The following is a 17,490-nucleotide window of genomic DNA, read 5'->3' as shown; positions in this document are numbered from 1 at the left end:
GATATCCTATGGCAAATAAGATCAAGTTCGGCATCATGTTGCAGGGCGCCGGTGGTCACATGAACGCCTGGAGGCATCCAAGCAGTCCGGTTGACGCCAGCGTCAATCTCGACTTCTTCAAGACCGTAGCCTTGAAGGCTGAAGCTGCCGGTATCGCCTTCGCCTTCGTGGCAGACGGGCTCTATATCAACGAGAAATCGATCCCGCATTTCCTCAACCGTTTCGAGCCTCTGACGATCCTTTCAGCTCTTGCAACGGTGACGAACAGAATAGGGCTCGCAGGCACCGTCTCCACCTCGTACAGCGACCCCTTTACGATCGCTCGGCAGTTCGCATCACTGGATCTCATCAGTGGTGGACGTGGTGGCTGGAATGCGGTCACGACGCCACTTGAGGGGACGGCCAAAAACTACAGCCGAAACCACCCGGAACACGCGCTCCGATACGAGATTGCCGACGAGTATCTTGAGGTCGTCAAAGGGCTCTGGGACAGTTGGGATGATGACGCATTCACGCGCAACCGTGACAGCGGGCAGTTCTTCGATCGTGAAAAATTGCACACGCTCGGTCACAAAGGGCGCTTCTTTCAGGTTGAAGGCCCGCTCAATATCCAGCGCTCAGCACAGGGGCAGCCGGTCATCTTTCAGGCGGGCTCGTCAGATGCGGGCGTAGGGCTTGCCGGCAAGCATGCCGATGCCGTCTTCACCAATGGCGTTTCGCTCGAGGACAACCAGACCTTTTCACGACGGGTCAAGCAGGCTGCAGTCGCCCAGGGACGATCCGCCGACCACGTCAAGATTTTTCCCGGCATTGGGCCGATCGTGGGCCGGACACAGGCAGAGGCCGAAGAAAAATACAACGTGATCCGCAATCTGATTTCGATAGATGAAGCGCTCGCCTATCTCGGTCGCTTCTTCGATCATCATGACTTCAGTGCCTATGATCTCGATGCACCTTTTCCCGAGCTTGGCGACATCGGCAAAAACAGCTTTCGCTCCACCACCGACCGCATCAAGCGTGTTGCGAAAGAACAGGGACAGACCCTGCGGGAAGCGGCGCTTGGTGCGGCGACACCGCGCGAAGGTTTTGTCGGCACACCTGACGCGGTGGCCAAAAAGCTCATCGAGTGGTTCGATAGCGGTGCGGCTGATGGCTTCATCCTCGGCTTTCCTGTTATTGCCGAGGGCTTTGATGATTTTGCCCGCCATGTTTTGCCGATCCTCGAGGAGCGCGGTTACTTCGACCCGGAGCTGAGGGGAGTAACCCTGCGGGAAAACCTCGATCTTCCTTACCGCCAAAGCGTTTATGCAGGCATCGACGACGAGGCGGAGAAGGCCCACGCATAACGATCGGAACAGGTGAAACACCCGGCCGAGATCGGCTGAAGCCAACCTTCGGAAAGTAAAATCATGAACATCCATATTGACGGCGCGCGTCATCGCGACGACGCCGAACGGACGATCCATGCCTTCATCAGCGAGTTGGTGACGATCCGTCGGGACCTCCATCAGTATCCGGAGCTTTCCTTTCACGAGGGGCGGACCGCAGGCATCATCGCCAAATATCTTCTGTCCTACGGTTACGAGGTGACGGAGGGTGTCGGCGGCTATGGCGTCGTCGCCACCCTCAGGCGGGGGAATGGCGATAAACGGATCGGCATCCGTGCTGACATCGATGCATTGCCAATCGAGGAAGCCACAGACCTTGCCTATTCCAGCCGCAATCCGTGCGTCATGCATGCCTGCGGTCACGATGGACATACTGCTATTTTGCTCGGTGCTGCACGCTACCTCGCCGAACACGGGCGCTTTTCCGGCACGTTGACGCTGATTTTCCAGCCTGCCGAAGAAGTGGGCGCAGGCGCAAAGAAGATGATCGAGGATCGCCTGTTTGAGCGTTTTCCGGTCGATGCGATCTTCGGCCTGCATAACTGGCCGGGCGTAAAGGCAGGACAGTTCGGCTTCGTTGAGGGACCAGCCATGGCCTCGGTCGATCAGGCTTTGATCCGTATCATTGGCCAAGGTGGACATGGTGCCTCACCACACGAAACGGTCGATCCCGTCCTTGCCTCCGCATCCTTAATCACTGCGTTGCAGAGCATCGTTGCCCGCAATGTCGATCCACTGGAAATGGCGGTGCTGACGGTGGGCTCCATTCACGGGGGCTCTGCCTCGAATGTCATTCCTGACAGTGTCGAACTGAAGCTCACGGCGCGAGCCTATTCTCCGGCCGTGCGCGACAGGCTGGAACAGCGAGTGCCGGCGCTCGCCCGCGCCCAGGCTGAAAGCTTCGGCGCGGAGGCGGATGTGCAATATCGCCGCGGTTTCCCACCGGTGATCAACCACATCGAGCAGACCCGTTTAGCCCGTGGCGTGGCAGAGGCCGTTTTTCCCGCTGAACAGGTTGCTGGCGATTTCCGGCCCCGCACGGCGAGTGAGGATTTCGCCTACATGCTTCAACAGCGACCGGGCTCCTATCTCTTTGTCGGCAATGGCGAAAGTGCCCCGCTACACAGCCCACTTTACGACTTCAACGACGACATTATTGCACCGAGCGCACTTTATTGGGCTCGGCTTGCCGAGACCTTCCTTTCATGACCGAACGAACCCGAGGAGAAGCCACGTGAGTGATCGCTTTTATTACACGACACCCCTCGATCCACTGGCGCGGCCACTGATCGAGGAACTGACATTCGAATACGATTCCCGATACGGCAGTTTTTATGATGCCGAAGGCGCGACGAAGGAGATGAACCGTTTCGCGCCGGAAGTCTTTGCGCCGCCGCACGGCAACTTTGTACTGGTCTTACGCGACGGGAAGGCAATTGCCGGTGGCGCCTTCATGCGACACGAAGATCACGGAACGTCCGAAGTCAAACGCGTCTGGACACATTCAGGCTATCGCCGCCAGGGGTTGGCAAAGCGCGTTCTCGCCGAACTTGAAGAACAGGCTCTGCGACAGGGGTATTCGCGCATTTATCTGACCACTGGATTTCGTCAGCCAGAGGCGGTCGGCCTTTATCTGACCAATGGTTACACGGCGCTTTTCGACACCAGTGCGGATCCTGAAACCATCCGCAAGCTGCCTTTCGAAAAGTATCTCTCGGCAAGCCACTTCGTCACGAGCACGGCGAGCCAAATATCTCCCCGGCATGACATTTGAGGCGATCATAATGACGATCTCGACGGATTTTCACGAGGTGCAGGCAACGGGCCAGTCGGCAGCGGTAAAGCGGGGCGACTACTCCCATTACCGGATCGTTCCGGCGCGCTATCCCGCCCGTACAGTCGGAACGATTTTCGCTCTCCTGGTCATTGCTGCTACCGTGCACTCCGTCCTGGGCAATCCGCGCTGGGGCTGGGATGTGTTCGCTGAATGGTTCTTTGCTGAACCGGTTCTGGTGGGCCTTGGTCGCACGCTTCTGCTGACCGCACTCGGTGCCCTTTTCGGCTTCATTCTCGGAACGGGCCTTGCCCTTGCCCGGGTTTCACGCTCGCCGCTTCTGGTCGGCGTATCCTGGACCTATATCTGGATATTCCGATCTATCCCATTGATCGTACTGCTCCTGATCCTCAACAATCTCGGTTATCTGTATGAAACGATTACCGTTGGTGTGCCCTACACCGGCATAAACTTTTTCAGTTGGAACACGACGCAACTGATCACTCCCTTTGCAGCGGCTGTGCTTGGCTTGACACTTAATCAAGCCGCCTTTGCATCGGAAATCATTCGTGGCGGGATCCTTTCCGTCGACCAGGGGCAGTTGGAAGCGGCCTCTGCGCTCGGTTTGCCGCGTCACCGCCAGGCATCGCGGATCGTCTTGCCGCAGGCTATGCGTTCGATTCTGCCGACGGCCTTCAACGACATCATTGGTCTGGCCAAGGGTACGTCACAGGTCTACATCCTGGCATTGCCGGAGTTGTTCTACACAATCCAGATCATCTATCGCCGAAATCTGGAGGTTATCCCTCTGCTGATGGTGGCAACCGTCTGGTATCTCGTCATTCTCACGGTCCTGTCCATCGTTCAGCATTACATCGAGCGGCACTATGCGCGGGGTGCGCTGCGCAACCCTCCACCTTCGATTTTCGCTGCTCTCTATCGAACGATCGTGCCGGCCAGAACAGCGGCATCCGTCACAGCCGATGAGCCAGTGATCAGGACACCCGCCAAGACGACCATCTCGGGTCCCAAGTCCAGCCCGCTTCACACACGCGGCGGCGAGGTGACGATCCACGGCGTTTCCAAAAGTTTTGGTCAGCTCAAGGTTCTCGATGACGTGTCTCTGCGTATTCCAGTTGGCAGCGTAACGACCATTCTTGGTCAGTCAGGGTCGGGTAAATCCACCTTGCTGCGCACCATCAATCACCTCGAACGCGTCGATGACGGCTTCATCGCAATCGATGGTGAACTGATTGGCTACAGGCAGGACGGCGAGACGCTCTACGAACTCAAGGAGAAGGACATTCTGAAGCGACGTGTCGAGGTCGGCATGGTGTTCCAGAATTTCAACCTTTTCCCGCATTTGACTGCCCTGGAAAATCTCGTCGAGGCACCGATTACCGTACGTGGAATTTCGCGTGAGCAGGCAGAAGCAGAAGCACGCGATCTGCTCGCTCGCGTTGGACTGGCGGAGAAGGCACATGCCTATCCCCGCCAGCTCTCCGGCGGCCAGCAGCAACGTGTGGCCATCGCCCGCGCACTCGCCCTCAAGCCCAAGGTTTTGTTGTTCGATGAGCCAACGTCGGCACTCGATCCGGAACTGGTCGGCGAAGTGCTCGACGTCATCAAGGAACTCGCCCGTTCCGGCGCGACGCTGGTGATCGTCACCCATGAAATCGGCTTTGCCCGTGAAGTCTCCGATCAGGTGGTCTTCATGGAACAAGGCCGCATCCTTGAAACCGGTACGCCGGACAAAGTCTTCAGCCGGCCGGACCATCCGCGCACGGCTGCCTTCCTCGCCAAAGTTCTCTAACAATAAGGAAACACCCAGAATGTCTTATACACAAAAACTTCTTGGCATTGCCACGGGCGGCTTCCTGTCGCTTGCAGCGCTGGCGTCCCTCTCGTCGTCCGCCCAGGCGCAAGCGCCTGATCTTTCCCCGGAGCAGAAGGATCGTGTCCGCGCGGAAAAGGTGGAGGCGGCTGCCAAGCTCGTCCCTGACAATTTCAAGCTCGTCACACCGGGCAAACTGACGGTCGCATCCATTCCCGGACGCCTGCCCTTTGCAGTCTATGCCAGTGACAACAAAACGCCCGTCGGAAGCGAACCGGATATCGCCCAGCTTGTTGCTGATAGTCTGGGGCTGGAACTGGAACTGGTGCCGATTGCCTGGGCCGATTGGCCGCTTGGCGTCACATCAGGTCGTTTCGACGCTGCGATCCACAATATTACTGTGACCGAGGAGAGAAAGCAGAAATTCGATTTCTCGACTTACCGCACCGACCTTATCGGCTTTTATGTGCCGCTTAACAGCAAGGTGCAAAGCATCTCCAAACCTGAAGACGTTGCAGGCCTGAAGGTCATCGTTTCTTCCGGCACCAATCAGGAGCAAATCCTGCTGCGCTGGATCGAAGCCAACAAGGCCAAGGGACTGCCGGCAAGCGAGGTTCAATACTATGACGACGAGGCTGTTCTCGATGTTGCCTTGCAGTCCGGACGAGCCGACGCTTATCTCGGTCCGAATGCGACCTCTGCCTATAAGGCTGCACAGGAAAATAAGACCAGGCAGGTCGGGACTTTCTCCGGTGGATGGCCGGAAACTGCTGAAATCGCCGTCGCGACGAAAAAGGACTCCGGGATTGCCGAGGCGATTACCACTACACTGAACGCGCAGATCGAAAATGGCAATTATGCCAAGGCGCTGGCTCGCTGGAACCTCTCGGCAGAGGCCATCAAGCAGTCGCGGACGAACCCACAGGGATTGCCGAAGAGCTGATGAATTCTGCCGCTGTCAAAGCACAGGGCGAAAGGAGCGTGGGCTGTTCGCCGGCCCGTGCTCCAAATATTCTCAACCGGATTGAACAGAATGACGATCATCAGAAAAATCGGCCGTGCAATTGGTGCCGGTCTCCTAATGCTACCGCTTGTGACGGTCAGTGCTCCTGCCGCAGACGACATCTTCGATCTTTCTCCTGAACAAAACGGACGGGTGCGGGCAGAAAAGGACGAAGCCGCAATTGCCGCGATCGCAAGTGAGTTCAAGTTTGTGACACCCGGCAAGTTTACCGTCGCCATATCGCCAGGCGGCCCGCCGCTCGCCACCTATGCAACTGACGCCAAGACCGTGGTCGGTGCCGACCCGGATTACGCTTTGGCCGTTGCCGACAGTCTCGGCCTTCAGCTCGAGCTCGTTCCTGTCGCGTGGGCTGACTGGCCACTTGGCCTCGCATCGGGAAAATATGACGCGGTGATATCCAATGTCGGTGTGACCGAACTGCGCAAGGAGAAATTCGACTTCTCGACCTACAGGCAAGGCCTCCACGGCTTTTTCGTGAAGGCCGACAGCCCGATCAAGGAAATCAAGGAGCCGAAGGATGCCGCGGGGCTGCGGATTACGGTCGGTGCCAGCACCAATCAGGAGCGTATCCTGTTGAAGTGGAGCGACCAGAACGTCGCTGCGGGGCTGAAGCCTATCGAGTTGCAGTATCATGATGACGAAGCGGCGCGCGTGGTCGCGCTGCAAGCGGGTCGCGTCGACGTTATCGTCCAGCCGCACGCACAGCTGGTCTACATCGCAGCGCGCGACAAGAGCATCAAGCGTGTTGGTACGCTCTCCGCCGGCTGGCCGGAAAGGTCGGACGTGGCGATTGCAACCCGCAAGGGGGCAGGTTTGGCAGACGCGCTGACGCTTTCAACCAACGACCTCATCAGGAGCGGCGCCTATGCCAAGATTCTCGATCGTTGGCAGCTTTCGGAGGAGGCCTTACCGGAATCACGCACCAATCCGCCAGGCTTGCCCAAGAGCTGAGACCCGTCCTTTACCGATCACGGCTGAAAGATCCGAGACATGGCATCACGCGCAATTGCAATCCGGCGCATTGGTTTTTTGACGCCGGGAAATTATCCGGACCACGATCCGGCGTCGGGCCTAGAGGCGACGCTCAAGCTGTTTGAGGCGGGCGAAGCGCTCGGCTACGACAGTGCCTGGGTGCGCCAACGTCATCTCGAACATGGAATTTCGTCTGCCGCTGTGTTTCTGGCTGCGGCCAGCCAGCGCACCAGACGGATCGAACTCGGCTCCGCCGTTATTCAGATGGGCTACGAGAGCCCTTTTCGCCTGGCAGAAGATCTCTCCATGGCCGACAGCTTGTCTGGCGGTCGGTTGAATGTTGGTGTCAGTGCTGGACCTCCCCTACATGCAGAACTCGTTGCCCCGCTGGTCTTCGATGGGGATTGGCGGAGTTTTGATTTTTCCTATGGGCGTGTCGAGCGCCTGCTCGCCAATCTTTCCGGCGAATTCATTGGAGACGGCGAGACCTATGTGGTTTCGCCCGGCAATCGCCAGCGGGCGAGGCTGCAACCCTACGCGAGGGGTTTACGGGACAGGGTCTGGTATGGTGGCGGTTCTCTCAAGTCCTGCGAGTGGGCAGGAAAGGTAGGGCTAAACCTCTTGATCGGCAGCCTGACATCGGGTGATGTGTCCGACGATCTTTTTGAGGCGCAGACGATGCAACTGCAGGCATATCGACTTGCACTTCCGGAAGGCCGGTTTCCTCGCGTTGCGGTCGGCCGTGTCATCTTGCCGACCGATAGCGCCGATCCCTCCACGCGTCGAAAATACCAATCTTACGCGGCTAGTCGTCATGAGCGCACGCTTTCGCCGCAGGGGCCGCGCCGGACGTTGTTTGGACGCGACCTTGTCGGCAGCACGAGTGAAATACTTGAGCAGCTCCTTGCCGATCCTGTGCTCGCCGAGGCGAATGAACTTCGCCTCGAATTGCCCTACGAGTTCGCAATTGAGGAATATCTGCAGATTATCAGTGATTTTGCAGAGAAAATCGCGCCGGATCTCGGATGGACACTCTCCACCGCTGACCAGCGAGCCCAACACAGTTCCAAGGCGCATACGTCTTTTGGATAGGCTTTACGCTTAGAATTTCAGGATAGTGGCCTCAGTGAGGGCGTTCCAGAACGCTTCTGGAATGGTCTCGTTGAAGGCTTCAACGGTGCGGTCGACATTGACCGGCTGGGTTGTCGACCAAAGTACGGAAAGAACAGAAGGATAGCGACGACCGAACTGCAGAAGAGCCGCATTTTCCGAAATGTTGAAGTCTTCACACACGGCCTGCAACGCTTGGCGAAAACCGGTATTCGTTTCTGCAAAATACTGGCCACTGGAAAAGGGCGAGGCAGCAATGATCCCAATGCCACGGCTCTCACAGGCGTTGATGACAGGCTGAGCGAGGCTGTGATCGAGAAGAGAAAAACCGCCCGCAAACAACAGGACATCGATATCGAAACGCTCAATGAAGGCCATGGCGATTGCCGGTGTGTTTGCGCCGACCCCGACCATGCGGACATGTCCCGCTTCGCGGAGGTCGAGCAGGGCAGGCATGCCCGTTTCAAGCGCAGCCTCCAACCCTCCCGGGCAAATCGACAGGCCGTGCATGTAGGCAATATCGACAAAAGGCAAACCCAGTCTGTGAAGCGAGGTCTCGAACGAGCGCCAGATAGCGTCATGGCTGTAATCGCAAACCGGCTGGAAGTTCGCATGATAAGGGTAGTGGCGGGTCACCGCTGTGCCACGACCAAAAGGATCGAGATCGACACCGACCTTACTTGATAGAAGATAGTCGGAGCGGTCTTTCCAGGCCAATCCGGCGCCAAGTCGGCGCTCACAAAGTCCGCTCCCATAATAGGGAGCGGTATCGAAGTATCTGATGCCTGCCTGCCAGGCTTTCTCGACGATGTTCTGCGATGTTTGGTCGCCGTCTCTGCCTGGAAGACGGCTCCAACTGCTTGAACCAAGAGAAAGTTCGGAGAACCATGCGTCGTGGCGTGGGTGTTTGCGTCTTGATAGTGAGTTCATTCTATGTCCAGGCAGTAAGGTGATCAGGGGCTGGCGGCTCCTGTTCGAAGCACACCAGCAGATTGACCGTCACACGACAAATTCGATGATGGTTCCGCTGGCGTCACCTGGCGCAACAACAATGTTGCCGCCTTCTGTGACCGAATACGCGACGTCATTATCGGCCAGAACGTTTTTGACGCGTTCGATGTCCGAGACGGAGATGCGCAGCGCGAGCAGACGGTTGGTCTCGTTTTCCCGGGGTGCAACGGATGGGTAAAGCGCTAGCGCGGTGTCTGCGTTGACGAAAAGCAAGGGGGCGGATTTTTCCCCTGTTTTGACACTGAATCCACCCTCTGCCGCAGATACGCTTCCATTGGCGTAGAACCGGGCATAGGTTTCCGCGGTCGCCTGCGGATCTTCGTGAATGCCGACGATCCCCGCAATGGAGATGGCACCATTGTCGTGCTGCTGTAATTCCTTGCGCCAGACAAGATGAGGCGTTTCATGCTGGCAAAGGAAAAAGTGTCCGAGCGGCACGCCATCAGGCTCGAAGCTCAGGGTTCTGAAACTGGCAAGCCCTTCACCACCGCCGGGTAGGGGCAGGGGGCGGGAGAAGGCACTGACATCTCCCGTTGCCAAGCCCAGTTCGGCCAATGCTGGCTTGGCGGCATCGGCGCTCTCAGTGCGATTGGCGATCGCCTTCAGACCTTCCCCGTCCCGCGCCAGCATTTGCCGTTGCGGAAGATTTTGATCCGTCTCCCTGACAATGCCGAGAAGTTCGAAATAGTCATCCGCAAATATGATCGTATGATTTGCCGTTCCCTTCTGCGAACTGTGGAGCCCGCGTGGAGACAGTGTAAAACCGAGTTTTCGATAAACCTCGGAACTTGCGTTCAGATCATCGACCAGCAGATAGGCATGGTCTACGCCGAGTACGGGATGGGGCATGGTCTGGTTTCTCAGGCTTGCGGTGCGGGTGTTGGTTCGCCGATCGACAGCATCAGGCGGTTTGCCCAGTTGAAGAACGCAGCGCCATGCACCACGTCGGAGATTTCCTCGTCCGACAATCCCGCTTGCCGCAGGCGGTTGACATGGTCTTCAGCGAAAGACGAAGGCGTGGATGTCAGCGCGACGGCGGCCGCTATGATGGCATTCCAACGCTCTCCGAGATCAGCAGTGATGCCCTCGTCGAGAAGTTTCTGGATATCCGCTTCACGCTTCGAAAAGTGAGCGGCAAAACGGGCATGGACAGATGCGCAGAAGATGCAGCCATTGGAACGCGACGCGGCGGTGGCGGCCAACTCGCGCTCGGCGCGAGGAAGACCGTCCTTCGTGTTGTAGAAAATGTCGTTGTCAGTCTTCGTCCGGGCTTCCAGAATATCCGGATCACGCACCAGAAGGGCAAAGTAGGGCGATTTGGCACGAGCGCGATCGACCAGCGCTTCGTAGTCGCGGTCTGTCAGTTCAGTTTCCTTGAGCGGCGGCAGCCATGGTGTCCAGCCAATATTGTCACGTGTAAAGGCGACAGGTGGTGTTTCGACGATCGGCTCGATGATGCTGTTGGTCATGATGATCTCCGTTAGGCTGCCAGAACCTTGAGGCCCGCGACGACGCGAATCTGGAAAGCGAGAAAAGAAACAAGCTGCGACAGGGTGACGACACCGGTAGCACTCCAGCCGGCAGACAGGAGTTTTTGCAGATGCGCCGGCTCTGCATCGCGCGGATGAAGGACGAGCAGGTGTGCATGTTCGAGAGCTGCCGCCAGCCGGGGGGGGAGTGCCTTGCGCTCAACATCCGACAGATGCAGTGTTGGTCCTGTGACATCCTCCTGGCTCAACGGTCCGGACGGATAATGGCCGTAAGGGCCGCTTGCCTTGATGGTATCTGCGGCCGCCTTCACCAAAGGCAACAATGTTGCACCCGTCTCTGTCTTGGAGAGCTTTCCGGCGTAGAATTCGGCAATCTTCCACTCACCATGCAAGGCGGCGACAAACGTGGCTATGGCGAAGCGTTCGGTCAGCGATACCTGGCTATCATCTTTCGGAGAAAAGAGCGCTAGCCAGCTTCTTTGTGCATTCTCCTTGGTGATCGGTCGCCGGTTGCGCAGGGTATCGCCGCGTGAACCTGGTTTAATGCCCAGGAGATGATCGATGATGTCTATGGTTTCGGTCATGGAGTGTCTCTTTCCGTCTATTGAGCAGCGATCAGATGAGGTGGTGAGGAACGGGTCCAGCCGAGGGCCGGAGCGACTTCGGCGGCAATCAATTCGATGGAGCGAAGAATATCCGCGTGTGGAGGGTCAACCGAATGCACCTGGAAGGTAATGTCGGTCACACGTGCTAGCGCACTGTCCGCCTTCAGCGACGCGATCACGTCATCAGGCGTACCAACGTGCGTATCCAGCGCCCTTGTAAGATCTTCGATTGTGCTGCCGGGAATCTTGTGGCCGGCCGCGGCAAAACGATCGGCCACACGTCGAAGGCCGATCTCCGCAAGGTCGAGGGCGCGCCGACGGTCATCTGCAACAAAGAGGCTGCGGGAGCCAAGAATTCGGGGAGCACCGCTTTGCGGCAAGGATGACAAATAGGCGTCTATGATGGGGTTCTGGATGTCATCAAGCTTTGCATCGGGAAAGCCGACCGGTCGAGGCTGCGTCCGCGACAGCATCAATCCATGTCCGCTGCGACCAGCGAGCTGCGCTCCAGATGTGGAGAAGGTTGCGAGCCAGACACGGTTCAAAAGATCAGGGACAACAGGATAGAGATGATTCTCGCCCTTGAGAGGTTTTCCCTGCCAGGCGTCATAGAGGGTTGCCAGCTTTTCCGCGTAAACTTCACCCTTCTTGTCTGGATCAATTCCAAAGGCTTCGAAGGATTCCCGCGTTCCGCCTGTCCCGAACCCGACCTCAAGCCGCCCGTTGGATAGGAGATCCAGAACCGCTGTGTCTTCTGCGACCCGGAGAGCGTTCTCCATTGGCAGGGTAATCACGCCCGTTCCAAGCCGGATCGACGAGGTTTTAGCCGCGACATGGGCAAGAAAGACGGTGGGAGAGGGAAGGCCGCCTTCATCGGCATGGAAGTGGTGCTGTGCGATCCATGCACTGTCAAAACCGTGTGTTTCGGCGTGGATGATCTGCTCCGTCGCCAACCGGTAACGTTCGCCAGCGGGTACGTCATCGAGAAGGCGCGTGAAAAATCCCAGGCGTTTGCTGGTGGGTATCTGATTGGTCATGAGTGCAATCCTGCTGCGGCTGTTTGCCGGCTTGCGGCAGTCAAATGAAGCGCCTTTCCGGGGATCGCTTCGATAAGTTCGCGCGTGTAGGCGCTGGACGGATTGGAAAACACATTTTCCACTGGCCCGTAGTCCACCTGTTTGCCGTTATGAAGAACGGAGACCGTGTCGGCGATCTGCCGTACAACGGCGAGATCGTGGGACACGAAAATATAGGTCAGGCCCAGATCTCTTTGCAGTTCAGCCAGGAGATTCAGAATTTGTGCCTGAACCGTTACATCCAGCGCGGAGACTGCCTCATCGAGAATGACCACTTCTGGTTCCAGGATCAGAGCGCGAGCAATTGCAACACGCTGACGTTGCCCGCCGGAGAGGGCGTGGGGAAATCTTGATAGAACATCTGCGGGAAGTCCGACCTTCTCGATGATCGCTCTGACACGGATGTCTCGCTCATCGCGCGGTATCTTATCGAAATTCAGTAGCGGCTCCTCGACAATCGCCCGAATGGTCTGACGCGGATCCAGTGACGCCCAGGGATTTTGATAGACGAGCTGGACCTTGCGTCTTAGTTGCCGCAGTGCTTCGGATCGAAGGTTCGCAATATCGATGCCGGCGATCTGCACATCGCCGCCGCTAGGCTTCTGAAAGCCGGCGATCGTTCGGATCGTCGTTGTTTTGCCCGAGCCGGATTCGCCGACAATGGCATGTGTCGTGCCGCGTGCGACGCTGAAAGAAACTCCGTCAACGGCGCGGAAATTTCTGTTTCCCGACAGACCAAAAGTCTGAATGAGGTCCGTGACGGTAACGATTGCAGGCTGTTGCGTCGTCATCGGGGAACGGGCTGGTACAGATGAGAGTGCCGGTGCGTCCGACAGAAGCTTGCGTGTATATGCACTGCGTGGTGCAGACAGAACCTCCTTTGTCACACCCTGCTCCTGAATTCGCCCGCCCTGTAAAACGACAATCCTGTCGGAGCGATCTGCAGCGACGCCGAGATCATGTGTCACCAGCAACAGAGCCGTTCCATACTCGCGACGAAGATCGTCAATGAGATCAAGAATGCGCTTTTGGACCGTGACATCCAGTGCCGACGTCGGTTCATCGGCGATAATGAGTGCGGGCCTGAGCGCGACGGCGATGGCGATCAGCACGCGCTGTTTCATGCCCCCGGACAACTCGTGCGGATATTGCCTTGCGCGCAATGCGGGATCAGAAAGACCAACCTGGGTCAGCAGTTCGATGACGCGCTTGTCTGCTTCCCGGCGCGAGATCCGTCCATGAATGCTGAGCATCTCGCGAACCTGCTCGCCGATGGTCAAGACCGGGTTGAGTGAGTTGCCCGGGTCCTGTGGTACAAGGCTCACCACCGTGCCCCGGATGTTTCTCAGCCGTTTTGCATTCCAGTGGGATATCTCTTCTCCATTGATGCGGATGGATCCGGCTTCGACGCGACCGTTATCGGCAAGCAAACCGATGACAGCCTGTGCGGTCGATGTCTTGCCGGAGCCACTTTCCCCGACCAGGGCAACGACTTCGCCAGGATTGACACTGAAAGAGACACCATGGACCACAGTCGTACGATCGGAGGGGCCGGCATAAGATATCTGGAGATCCCGGACATCGAGGATGGGTGTCGCTGCTGTCGCAACGACGGTGTCAGGCACAGGAATGCTCATGGCGCCTTCTTTCCGATAGACTGGCTGATACGATTGGCGGAAAGAACGACCGCGACGACGATGAGGCCGGGTGCTGCAGTCAACCACCAGGCGGTGGCCAGGTAATTGCGCCCTTCCGCTATCAACAGGCCCCATTCGGGTGTGGGAGGTGGAGCACCGTAGCCAAGGAAACCGAGTGTCGAAATCTGCAGGATTGCCCAACCGAATTGAACGGCCGTGTAGGCGACGACTGACGTGAGGGAATTCGGCAGGATATGTCGCCAAAGGACCTTGCCAAACGTGCCGCCGCTACCGAATGCCGCCTCTACATATTCCGCGCCGCGGACCCTGATGACTTCCGAGCGCATCAGGCGCGCAAAGCCGGCGATGGCTGTGGCACCAACGGCGATCGCCGCATTCATCGTTCCGAAGCCGAGCAGAATGATGATGCTGAGTGACAGCAACAGCGTCGGGATCGACAGCAAGACGTCGACAAATCGCATCAGTATTTCGTCAAACAGTCCGCGAACCGATCCGGCAAGAAGGCCGAGCACTGTGCCTGCAACAAGACCGACACCCACCGCTGCTATCGCACCGGAGAGCGAGTTGACGGCACCGTAGACGATGCGGGCAAAAAGGTCGCGGCCGAGTGAATCCGTCCCAAGGAGATGGACAGCAGACGGTGCTTTCAACTGCCCGCCGGGAACCCCGAGTAACGGATCGTAAGAGGTGAACAAGCCCGGCGCGACGGTCCAGAGAAGAACGAGACCGATTACAAACCATGCAAGCGCCAAGCTGATGGGGAAACGTACCAACCTGCTGGTCAGGCTTTTTTGCCCGCGACCGGTTCGATTTGCCGCTGCCTTCGGGAGGACATCGTAGTTATCGGCAGTGGTCATTTGCTGTTTCCGTTCGTGGTTCTCAGGCGCGGGTCGAGAAGTGGGTAGGCAAGATCCACAGCGAGGTTGATGGCGACGAAGGCGGCTGCCGAAATCACGACGACAGCCTGAAGAACAGAGAGGTCCTGATTGCTGACAGCTTTTTCCGTCAGTCCGCCAATGCCGTTCAGCCCGAAGACTGTTTCTGTAACAACTGCGCCGGCAAGCAACTCACCGAACAGAACCCCGGCAATTGTGAGGGTCGGTAGCAGCGCATTTCGGGCAACGTGCTTCCAGAGCAAACGGCTTTCGCTCGCGCCCTTGGCGCGGGCCACCGACACAAATGGACGCGTGCGAATTTCGTCGATGTTGCGGATGAGGATCTGCGCGAGTGGAGCCGCGATCGGTACAGCAAGAGTGGCGACCGGCAAAGCCAAGCTTTCCCAGGGGCCAGGGTTGATGACAGAGACCAGCTTCAGCCTGAAGGAAAAGATCTGGATGAGCATGATCGCCAACCAGAACACCGGTATCGAAATGAATAGCGCCGGCACCGACTGGATCGCATTTCGCAGCCAGGCGAAGGGCGCCATTGACGAAAGGAATGCGATCAGCACAGCCAAAAGAAACGCGGCGGCGAAACCAAGACCGGCCAGTTTCAATGTCGGCGGAAGATTGGTTGCGAGTTGTGCTGAGACGGATACCCCTGCCTGGAGAGAGTACCCGAAATCACCCTTCAGGAAGTTGGTGAGCGTACTGAAATACTGCACGAACACACTGGAATCGACCGCGTAGGATTCTCTGATCTCGCGGATCTGATCGGCGCTGAGCCCAAACTCTGGGTTCAGAAATTTGATCAGAACGGCGTCGCCAGGCATCGCCTGCAGCAGAATGAAAGACAGCGTGAATGCGGCCCAGAGTACGAGCAGCGCCTGGCCGACCCTTCCGACGACATATCTTGTCATATTGCGTCTCCGGAAAACGGGACGGCGTGAGCGCCGCCCCTGAAAGGCTTACTTGTCGAGCCAGGTGCTGTAGAAGGAAGGCCGACCGACGGCTTCGAACGCGACGCCCTTGACATAAGGAGCGCCGGCGAATGCCTGTGGCTCCTCAAAAAGCGGCACCGCATAAGCCTGTTCCAGCACATATGCCTGAGCATCTTTGACGGCGTTCAGACGTTTCTCGCGATTGGGTTCAGAGGCAATGTCATTTAGAATGGCATTCAGCTTGTCGTCGGAGAAGGACTTTACCTTGTCGCTGGTTCCGCCCTTCTGCAGCAGCAGATTTCTATTGGTCGGATAATACTGGCTTTTGACGACATCCGGATCGGCGCGACCCACCATGGCCACAGCAACAGGTGTTTTCGCCGGATCGAGTTCATCGACCGTCTTGCTGCCGGCATCGCCCGCGAGCACGTTGAATTTGACGCCGATTTTTGCCCACTGCTGTGCGATCAATTGCAGCGTCGCCCGGCTCTGAGGCTGCGGCAGAGACTCGTATCCTGTCAGGACGAGCTGCTGGCCATCCTTGGCACGAATCCCGTCTGGTCCGAGCTTGTAGCCTGCCTCATCCAGGAGGGCTTTCGCCTTTTCTGGATCGTACTGAAGCTTGTCGGTCTGCGGTACATAACCGATGGCACTCGACGCGAGGATCGAGGTAGCCTTTGGATAATTCTTTGAAAAGATCGTGGAGATGATCTCGTCGCGATTGACGGCGAGAGACAGACCCTGGCGGACACGGAGGTCGGCAACAAGCGGGTTGTCGGCGCGGAAGACAATGGAGTTGTTCACGCCGCGCGTGCCGGGGGCGTAGATATTGAAGCCTTGGGTTTCCACCTGAGGCTCATCATAGGCCTGGATCTGGCGAATATAATCGGCCTGTCCGGCGAGAAGCGCGCCAATACGAACGCTGTCTTCCCCGGTGATGATGTACTTGATACCATCGAGATAGGCGCGGCCCTGATGATCAAGCTTCGCAGGTCCCCAGTTGTAGTCCTCGCGTGCTTTGAGATCGAGCGACTTGCCAAGCGTTTCAGCCGAAACAACGAAAGGGCCTGAGCCGATGATCTTGGTTGCGTCGCCAAGCTGTTCAAAGGGAAGCTCAAGTGTCTTGAGCGACACGATGCCGGAGCCAATGACGGATGTACCCTGAAGGAAGCCAGGTGAGGGCTTCTTGAAATGGAACTTCACTGTCAGTGGATCGATGACTTCGCTGCGATCATAGTTGTTGACGACTTCGGAGACAGGCTGTTTGAGCGCCTTGTTGCCCAGTCCGAAGGTGTCGAAGTTCTTGGCGACCGCCGCAGCGTCAACTGGTGTGCCATCAGAAAAGGTGATCCCCGGGCGCAGTTTGAATGTGTATTCCGTTGCATTATCATTGACTTGCCAGGTTTCGGCCAGCCATGGCTCAATCTCGAGCGTTTTGGGATTCTGGTAGGTCAGCTTATCGGTGATCTGGTTGAGGATGCCGCCATTCGGATAAAAACCGCCGGCTGGTGGGTAGAGATTGGTGTGTGCCTGTTGCTCAAGATAGACAAGTGTTCCGCCTTTGACAGGTTGATCAGCCGCGCTGCTTTGCGACGTCAGGGCGGAAGCGGCCAGGAGGCCAAGGCTTAGGGCAATAATTTTTCGATAAGGCGTCATCGGCAAAATCCGTCGTTAATGGTTTGCCGATCCTATGAGGAAAACTCATAAATCTATCGATTTTATATTCTAT

General features: G+C 57.4%; 16 protein-coding genes. 7 read left to right on the top strand and 9 right to left on the bottom strand.

Annotation, left to right across the window (positions count from 1 at the left end; genetic code table 11):
* Nucleotides 1-8: 8 nt before the first annotated feature.
* From ACIQT8_RS06545 to ACIQT8_RS06515, 7 genes are all read left to right on the top strand, one after another.
* The gene (locus tag ACIQT8_RS06545) at nucleotides 9-1,346 is read left to right on the top strand and encodes an LLM class flavin-dependent oxidoreductase (RefSeq protein WP_400964465.1); all 1,338 of its coding nucleotides are present in this window, start codon (nucleotides 9-11) and stop codon (nucleotides 1,344-1,346) included.
* Nucleotides 1,347-1,409: 63 nt separating this feature from the next.
* Nucleotides 1,410-2,597: a M20 aminoacylase family protein gene (locus ACIQT8_RS06540; RefSeq protein WP_400964464.1), complete on the top strand. Its 1,188-nt coding sequence runs from the start codon at nucleotides 1,410-1,412 to the stop codon at nucleotides 2,595-2,597.
* 25 nt (nucleotides 2,598-2,622) lie between these two features.
* The gene (locus ACIQT8_RS06535) at nucleotides 2,623-3,162 is read left to right on the top strand and encodes a GNAT family N-acetyltransferase (protein WP_400964463.1); all 540 of its coding nucleotides are present in this window, start codon (nucleotides 2,623-2,625) and stop codon (nucleotides 3,160-3,162) included.
* A gap of 10 nt (nucleotides 3,163-3,172) precedes the next feature.
* Nucleotides 3,173-4,975 carry an amino acid ABC transporter permease/ATP-binding protein gene (locus ACIQT8_RS06530; RefSeq protein WP_400964462.1) on the top strand — a complete coding sequence of 601 codons (1,803 nt, stop codon included), beginning with the start codon at nucleotides 3,173-3,175 and terminating at the stop codon, nucleotides 4,973-4,975.
* Nucleotides 4,976-4,994: 19 nt separating this feature from the next.
* On the top strand, nucleotides 4,995-5,939 hold the full coding sequence (locus tag ACIQT8_RS06525) for an ABC transporter substrate-binding protein (RefSeq protein WP_400964461.1): 945 nt from the start codon (nucleotides 4,995-4,997) through the stop codon (nucleotides 5,937-5,939).
* Nucleotides 5,940-6,077: 138 nt separating this feature from the next.
* Nucleotides 6,078-6,971 (top strand): ABC transporter substrate-binding protein, encoded by an 894-nt coding sequence (locus ACIQT8_RS06520; protein ID WP_400964844.1) that lies wholly within the window; start codon nucleotides 6,078-6,080, stop codon nucleotides 6,969-6,971.
* A gap of 39 nt (nucleotides 6,972-7,010) precedes the next feature.
* Nucleotides 7,011-8,084 (top strand): LLM class flavin-dependent oxidoreductase, encoded by a 1,074-nt coding sequence (locus tag ACIQT8_RS06515; protein WP_400964460.1) that lies wholly within the window; start codon nucleotides 7,011-7,013, stop codon nucleotides 8,082-8,084.
* Between the two features lie 9 nt (nucleotides 8,085-8,093).
* Here the strand turns inward: ACIQT8_RS06515 and ACIQT8_RS06510 are convergent, their stop codons facing one another.
* From ACIQT8_RS06510 to ACIQT8_RS06470, 9 genes are all read right to left on the bottom strand, one after another.
* Nucleotides 8,094-9,032, bottom strand: a complete 939-nt coding sequence (locus ACIQT8_RS06510) for an aldo/keto reductase (protein WP_400964458.1) — start codon at nucleotides 9,030-9,032, stop codon at nucleotides 8,094-8,096.
* Nucleotides 9,033-9,101: 69 nt separating this feature from the next.
* Entirely contained in the window at nucleotides 9,102-9,962 is an 861-nt protein-coding gene (locus ACIQT8_RS06505) for a VOC family protein (RefSeq protein WP_400964454.1), read from the bottom strand.
* A gap of 11 nt (nucleotides 9,963-9,973) precedes the next feature.
* Complete coding sequence (locus ACIQT8_RS06500) at nucleotides 9,974-10,582, bottom strand: alkylhydroperoxidase domain protein (protein WP_400964452.1); 609 nt, start codon at nucleotides 10,580-10,582, stop codon at nucleotides 9,974-9,976.
* A gap of 11 nt (nucleotides 10,583-10,593) precedes the next feature.
* On the bottom strand, nucleotides 10,594-11,187 hold the full coding sequence (locus ACIQT8_RS06495; RefSeq protein ID WP_400964450.1) for a CMD domain protein: 594 nt from the start codon (nucleotides 11,185-11,187) through the stop codon (nucleotides 10,594-10,596).
* A 17-nt stretch (nucleotides 11,188-11,204) separates the two neighbouring features.
* Nucleotides 11,205-12,245 carry a putative FMN-dependent luciferase-like monooxygenase gene (locus ACIQT8_RS06490; protein ID WP_138795882.1) on the bottom strand — a complete coding sequence of 347 codons (1,041 nt, stop codon included), beginning with the start codon at nucleotides 12,243-12,245 and terminating at the stop codon, nucleotides 11,205-11,207.
* Entirely contained in the window at nucleotides 12,242-13,921 is a 1,680-nt protein-coding gene (locus tag ACIQT8_RS06485; RefSeq protein WP_400964448.1) for a dipeptide ABC transporter ATP-binding protein, read from the bottom strand. Before ACIQT8_RS06485 ends, ACIQT8_RS06490 begins: the two co-directional genes overlap by 4 nt.
* Nucleotides 13,918-14,799, bottom strand: coding sequence for an ABC transporter permease (locus tag ACIQT8_RS06480; RefSeq protein WP_400964446.1), 882 nt, complete (start codon nucleotides 14,797-14,799; stop codon nucleotides 13,918-13,920). Before ACIQT8_RS06480 ends, ACIQT8_RS06485 begins: the two co-directional genes overlap by 4 nt.
* Nucleotides 14,796-15,740, bottom strand: coding sequence for an ABC transporter permease (locus ACIQT8_RS06475; RefSeq protein ID WP_400964444.1), 945 nt, complete (start codon nucleotides 15,738-15,740; stop codon nucleotides 14,796-14,798). Before ACIQT8_RS06475 ends, ACIQT8_RS06480 begins: the two co-directional genes overlap by 4 nt.
* A 48-nt stretch (nucleotides 15,741-15,788) precedes the next feature.
* Nucleotides 15,789-17,417 (bottom strand): TIGR04028 family ABC transporter substrate-binding protein, encoded by a 1,629-nt coding sequence (locus tag ACIQT8_RS06470; protein ID WP_400964442.1) that lies wholly within the window; start codon nucleotides 17,415-17,417, stop codon nucleotides 15,789-15,791.
* Nucleotides 17,418-17,490 lie beyond the last annotated feature (73 nt).

It is taken from the genome of Agrobacterium sp. NPDC090273 (genome assembly GCF_044772305.1).
Classification (GTDB): domain Bacteria; phylum Pseudomonadota; class Alphaproteobacteria; order Rhizobiales; family Rhizobiaceae; genus Agrobacterium.
The sequence above is the reverse complement of the archived record's forward strand: the minus strand, read 5'-3'. Positions and strand labels throughout refer to the sequence as shown.

Excerpts from the sequence above, each read along its gene's own strand:
- ACIQT8_RS06545 (WP_400964465.1), top strand. The coding sequence starts at position 9 with ATGGCAAATAAGATCAAGTTCGGCATCATGTTGCAGGGCGCCGGTGGT.
- ACIQT8_RS06540 (WP_400964464.1), top strand. The coding sequence starts at position 1,410 with ATGAACATCCATATTGACGGCGCGCGTCATCGCGACGACGCCGAACGG.
- ACIQT8_RS06530 (WP_400964462.1), top strand. The coding sequence starts at position 3,173 with ATGACGATCTCGACGGATTTTCACGAGGTGCAGGCAACGGGCCAGTCG.
- ACIQT8_RS06525 (WP_400964461.1), top strand. The coding sequence starts at position 4,995 with ATGTCTTATACACAAAAACTTCTTGGCATTGCCACGGGCGGCTTCCTG.
- ACIQT8_RS06520 (WP_400964844.1), top strand. The coding sequence starts at position 6,078 with ATGCTACCGCTTGTGACGGTCAGTGCTCCTGCCGCAGACGACATCTTC.
- ACIQT8_RS06515 (WP_400964460.1), top strand. The coding sequence starts at position 7,011 with ATGGCATCACGCGCAATTGCAATCCGGCGCATTGGTTTTTTGACGCCG.
- ACIQT8_RS06510 (WP_400964458.1), bottom strand. The coding sequence starts at position 9,032 with ATGAACTCACTATCAAGACGCAAACACCCACGCCACGACGCATGGTTC.
- ACIQT8_RS06505 (WP_400964454.1), bottom strand. The coding sequence starts at position 9,962 with ATGCCCCATCCCGTACTCGGCGTAGACCATGCCTATCTGCTGGTCGAT.
- ACIQT8_RS06500 (WP_400964452.1), bottom strand. The coding sequence starts at position 10,582 with ATGACCAACAGCATCATCGAGCCGATCGTCGAAACACCACCTGTCGCC.
- ACIQT8_RS06495 (WP_400964450.1), bottom strand. The coding sequence starts at position 11,187 with ATGACCGAAACCATAGACATCATCGATCATCTCCTGGGCATTAAACCA.
- ACIQT8_RS06490 (WP_138795882.1), bottom strand. The coding sequence starts at position 12,245 with ATGACCAATCAGATACCCACCAGCAAACGCCTGGGATTTTTCACGCGC.
- ACIQT8_RS06485 (WP_400964448.1), bottom strand. The coding sequence starts at position 13,921 with ATGAGCATTCCTGTGCCTGACACCGTCGTTGCGACAGCAGCGACACCC.
- ACIQT8_RS06480 (WP_400964446.1), bottom strand. The coding sequence starts at position 14,799 with ATGACCACTGCCGATAACTACGATGTCCTCCCGAAGGCAGCGGCAAAT.
- ACIQT8_RS06475 (WP_400964444.1), bottom strand. The coding sequence starts at position 15,740 with ATGACAAGATATGTCGTCGGAAGGGTCGGCCAGGCGCTGCTCGTACTC.
- ACIQT8_RS06470 (WP_400964442.1), bottom strand. The coding sequence starts at position 17,417 with ATGACGCCTTATCGAAAAATTATTGCCCTAAGCCTTGGCCTCCTGGCC.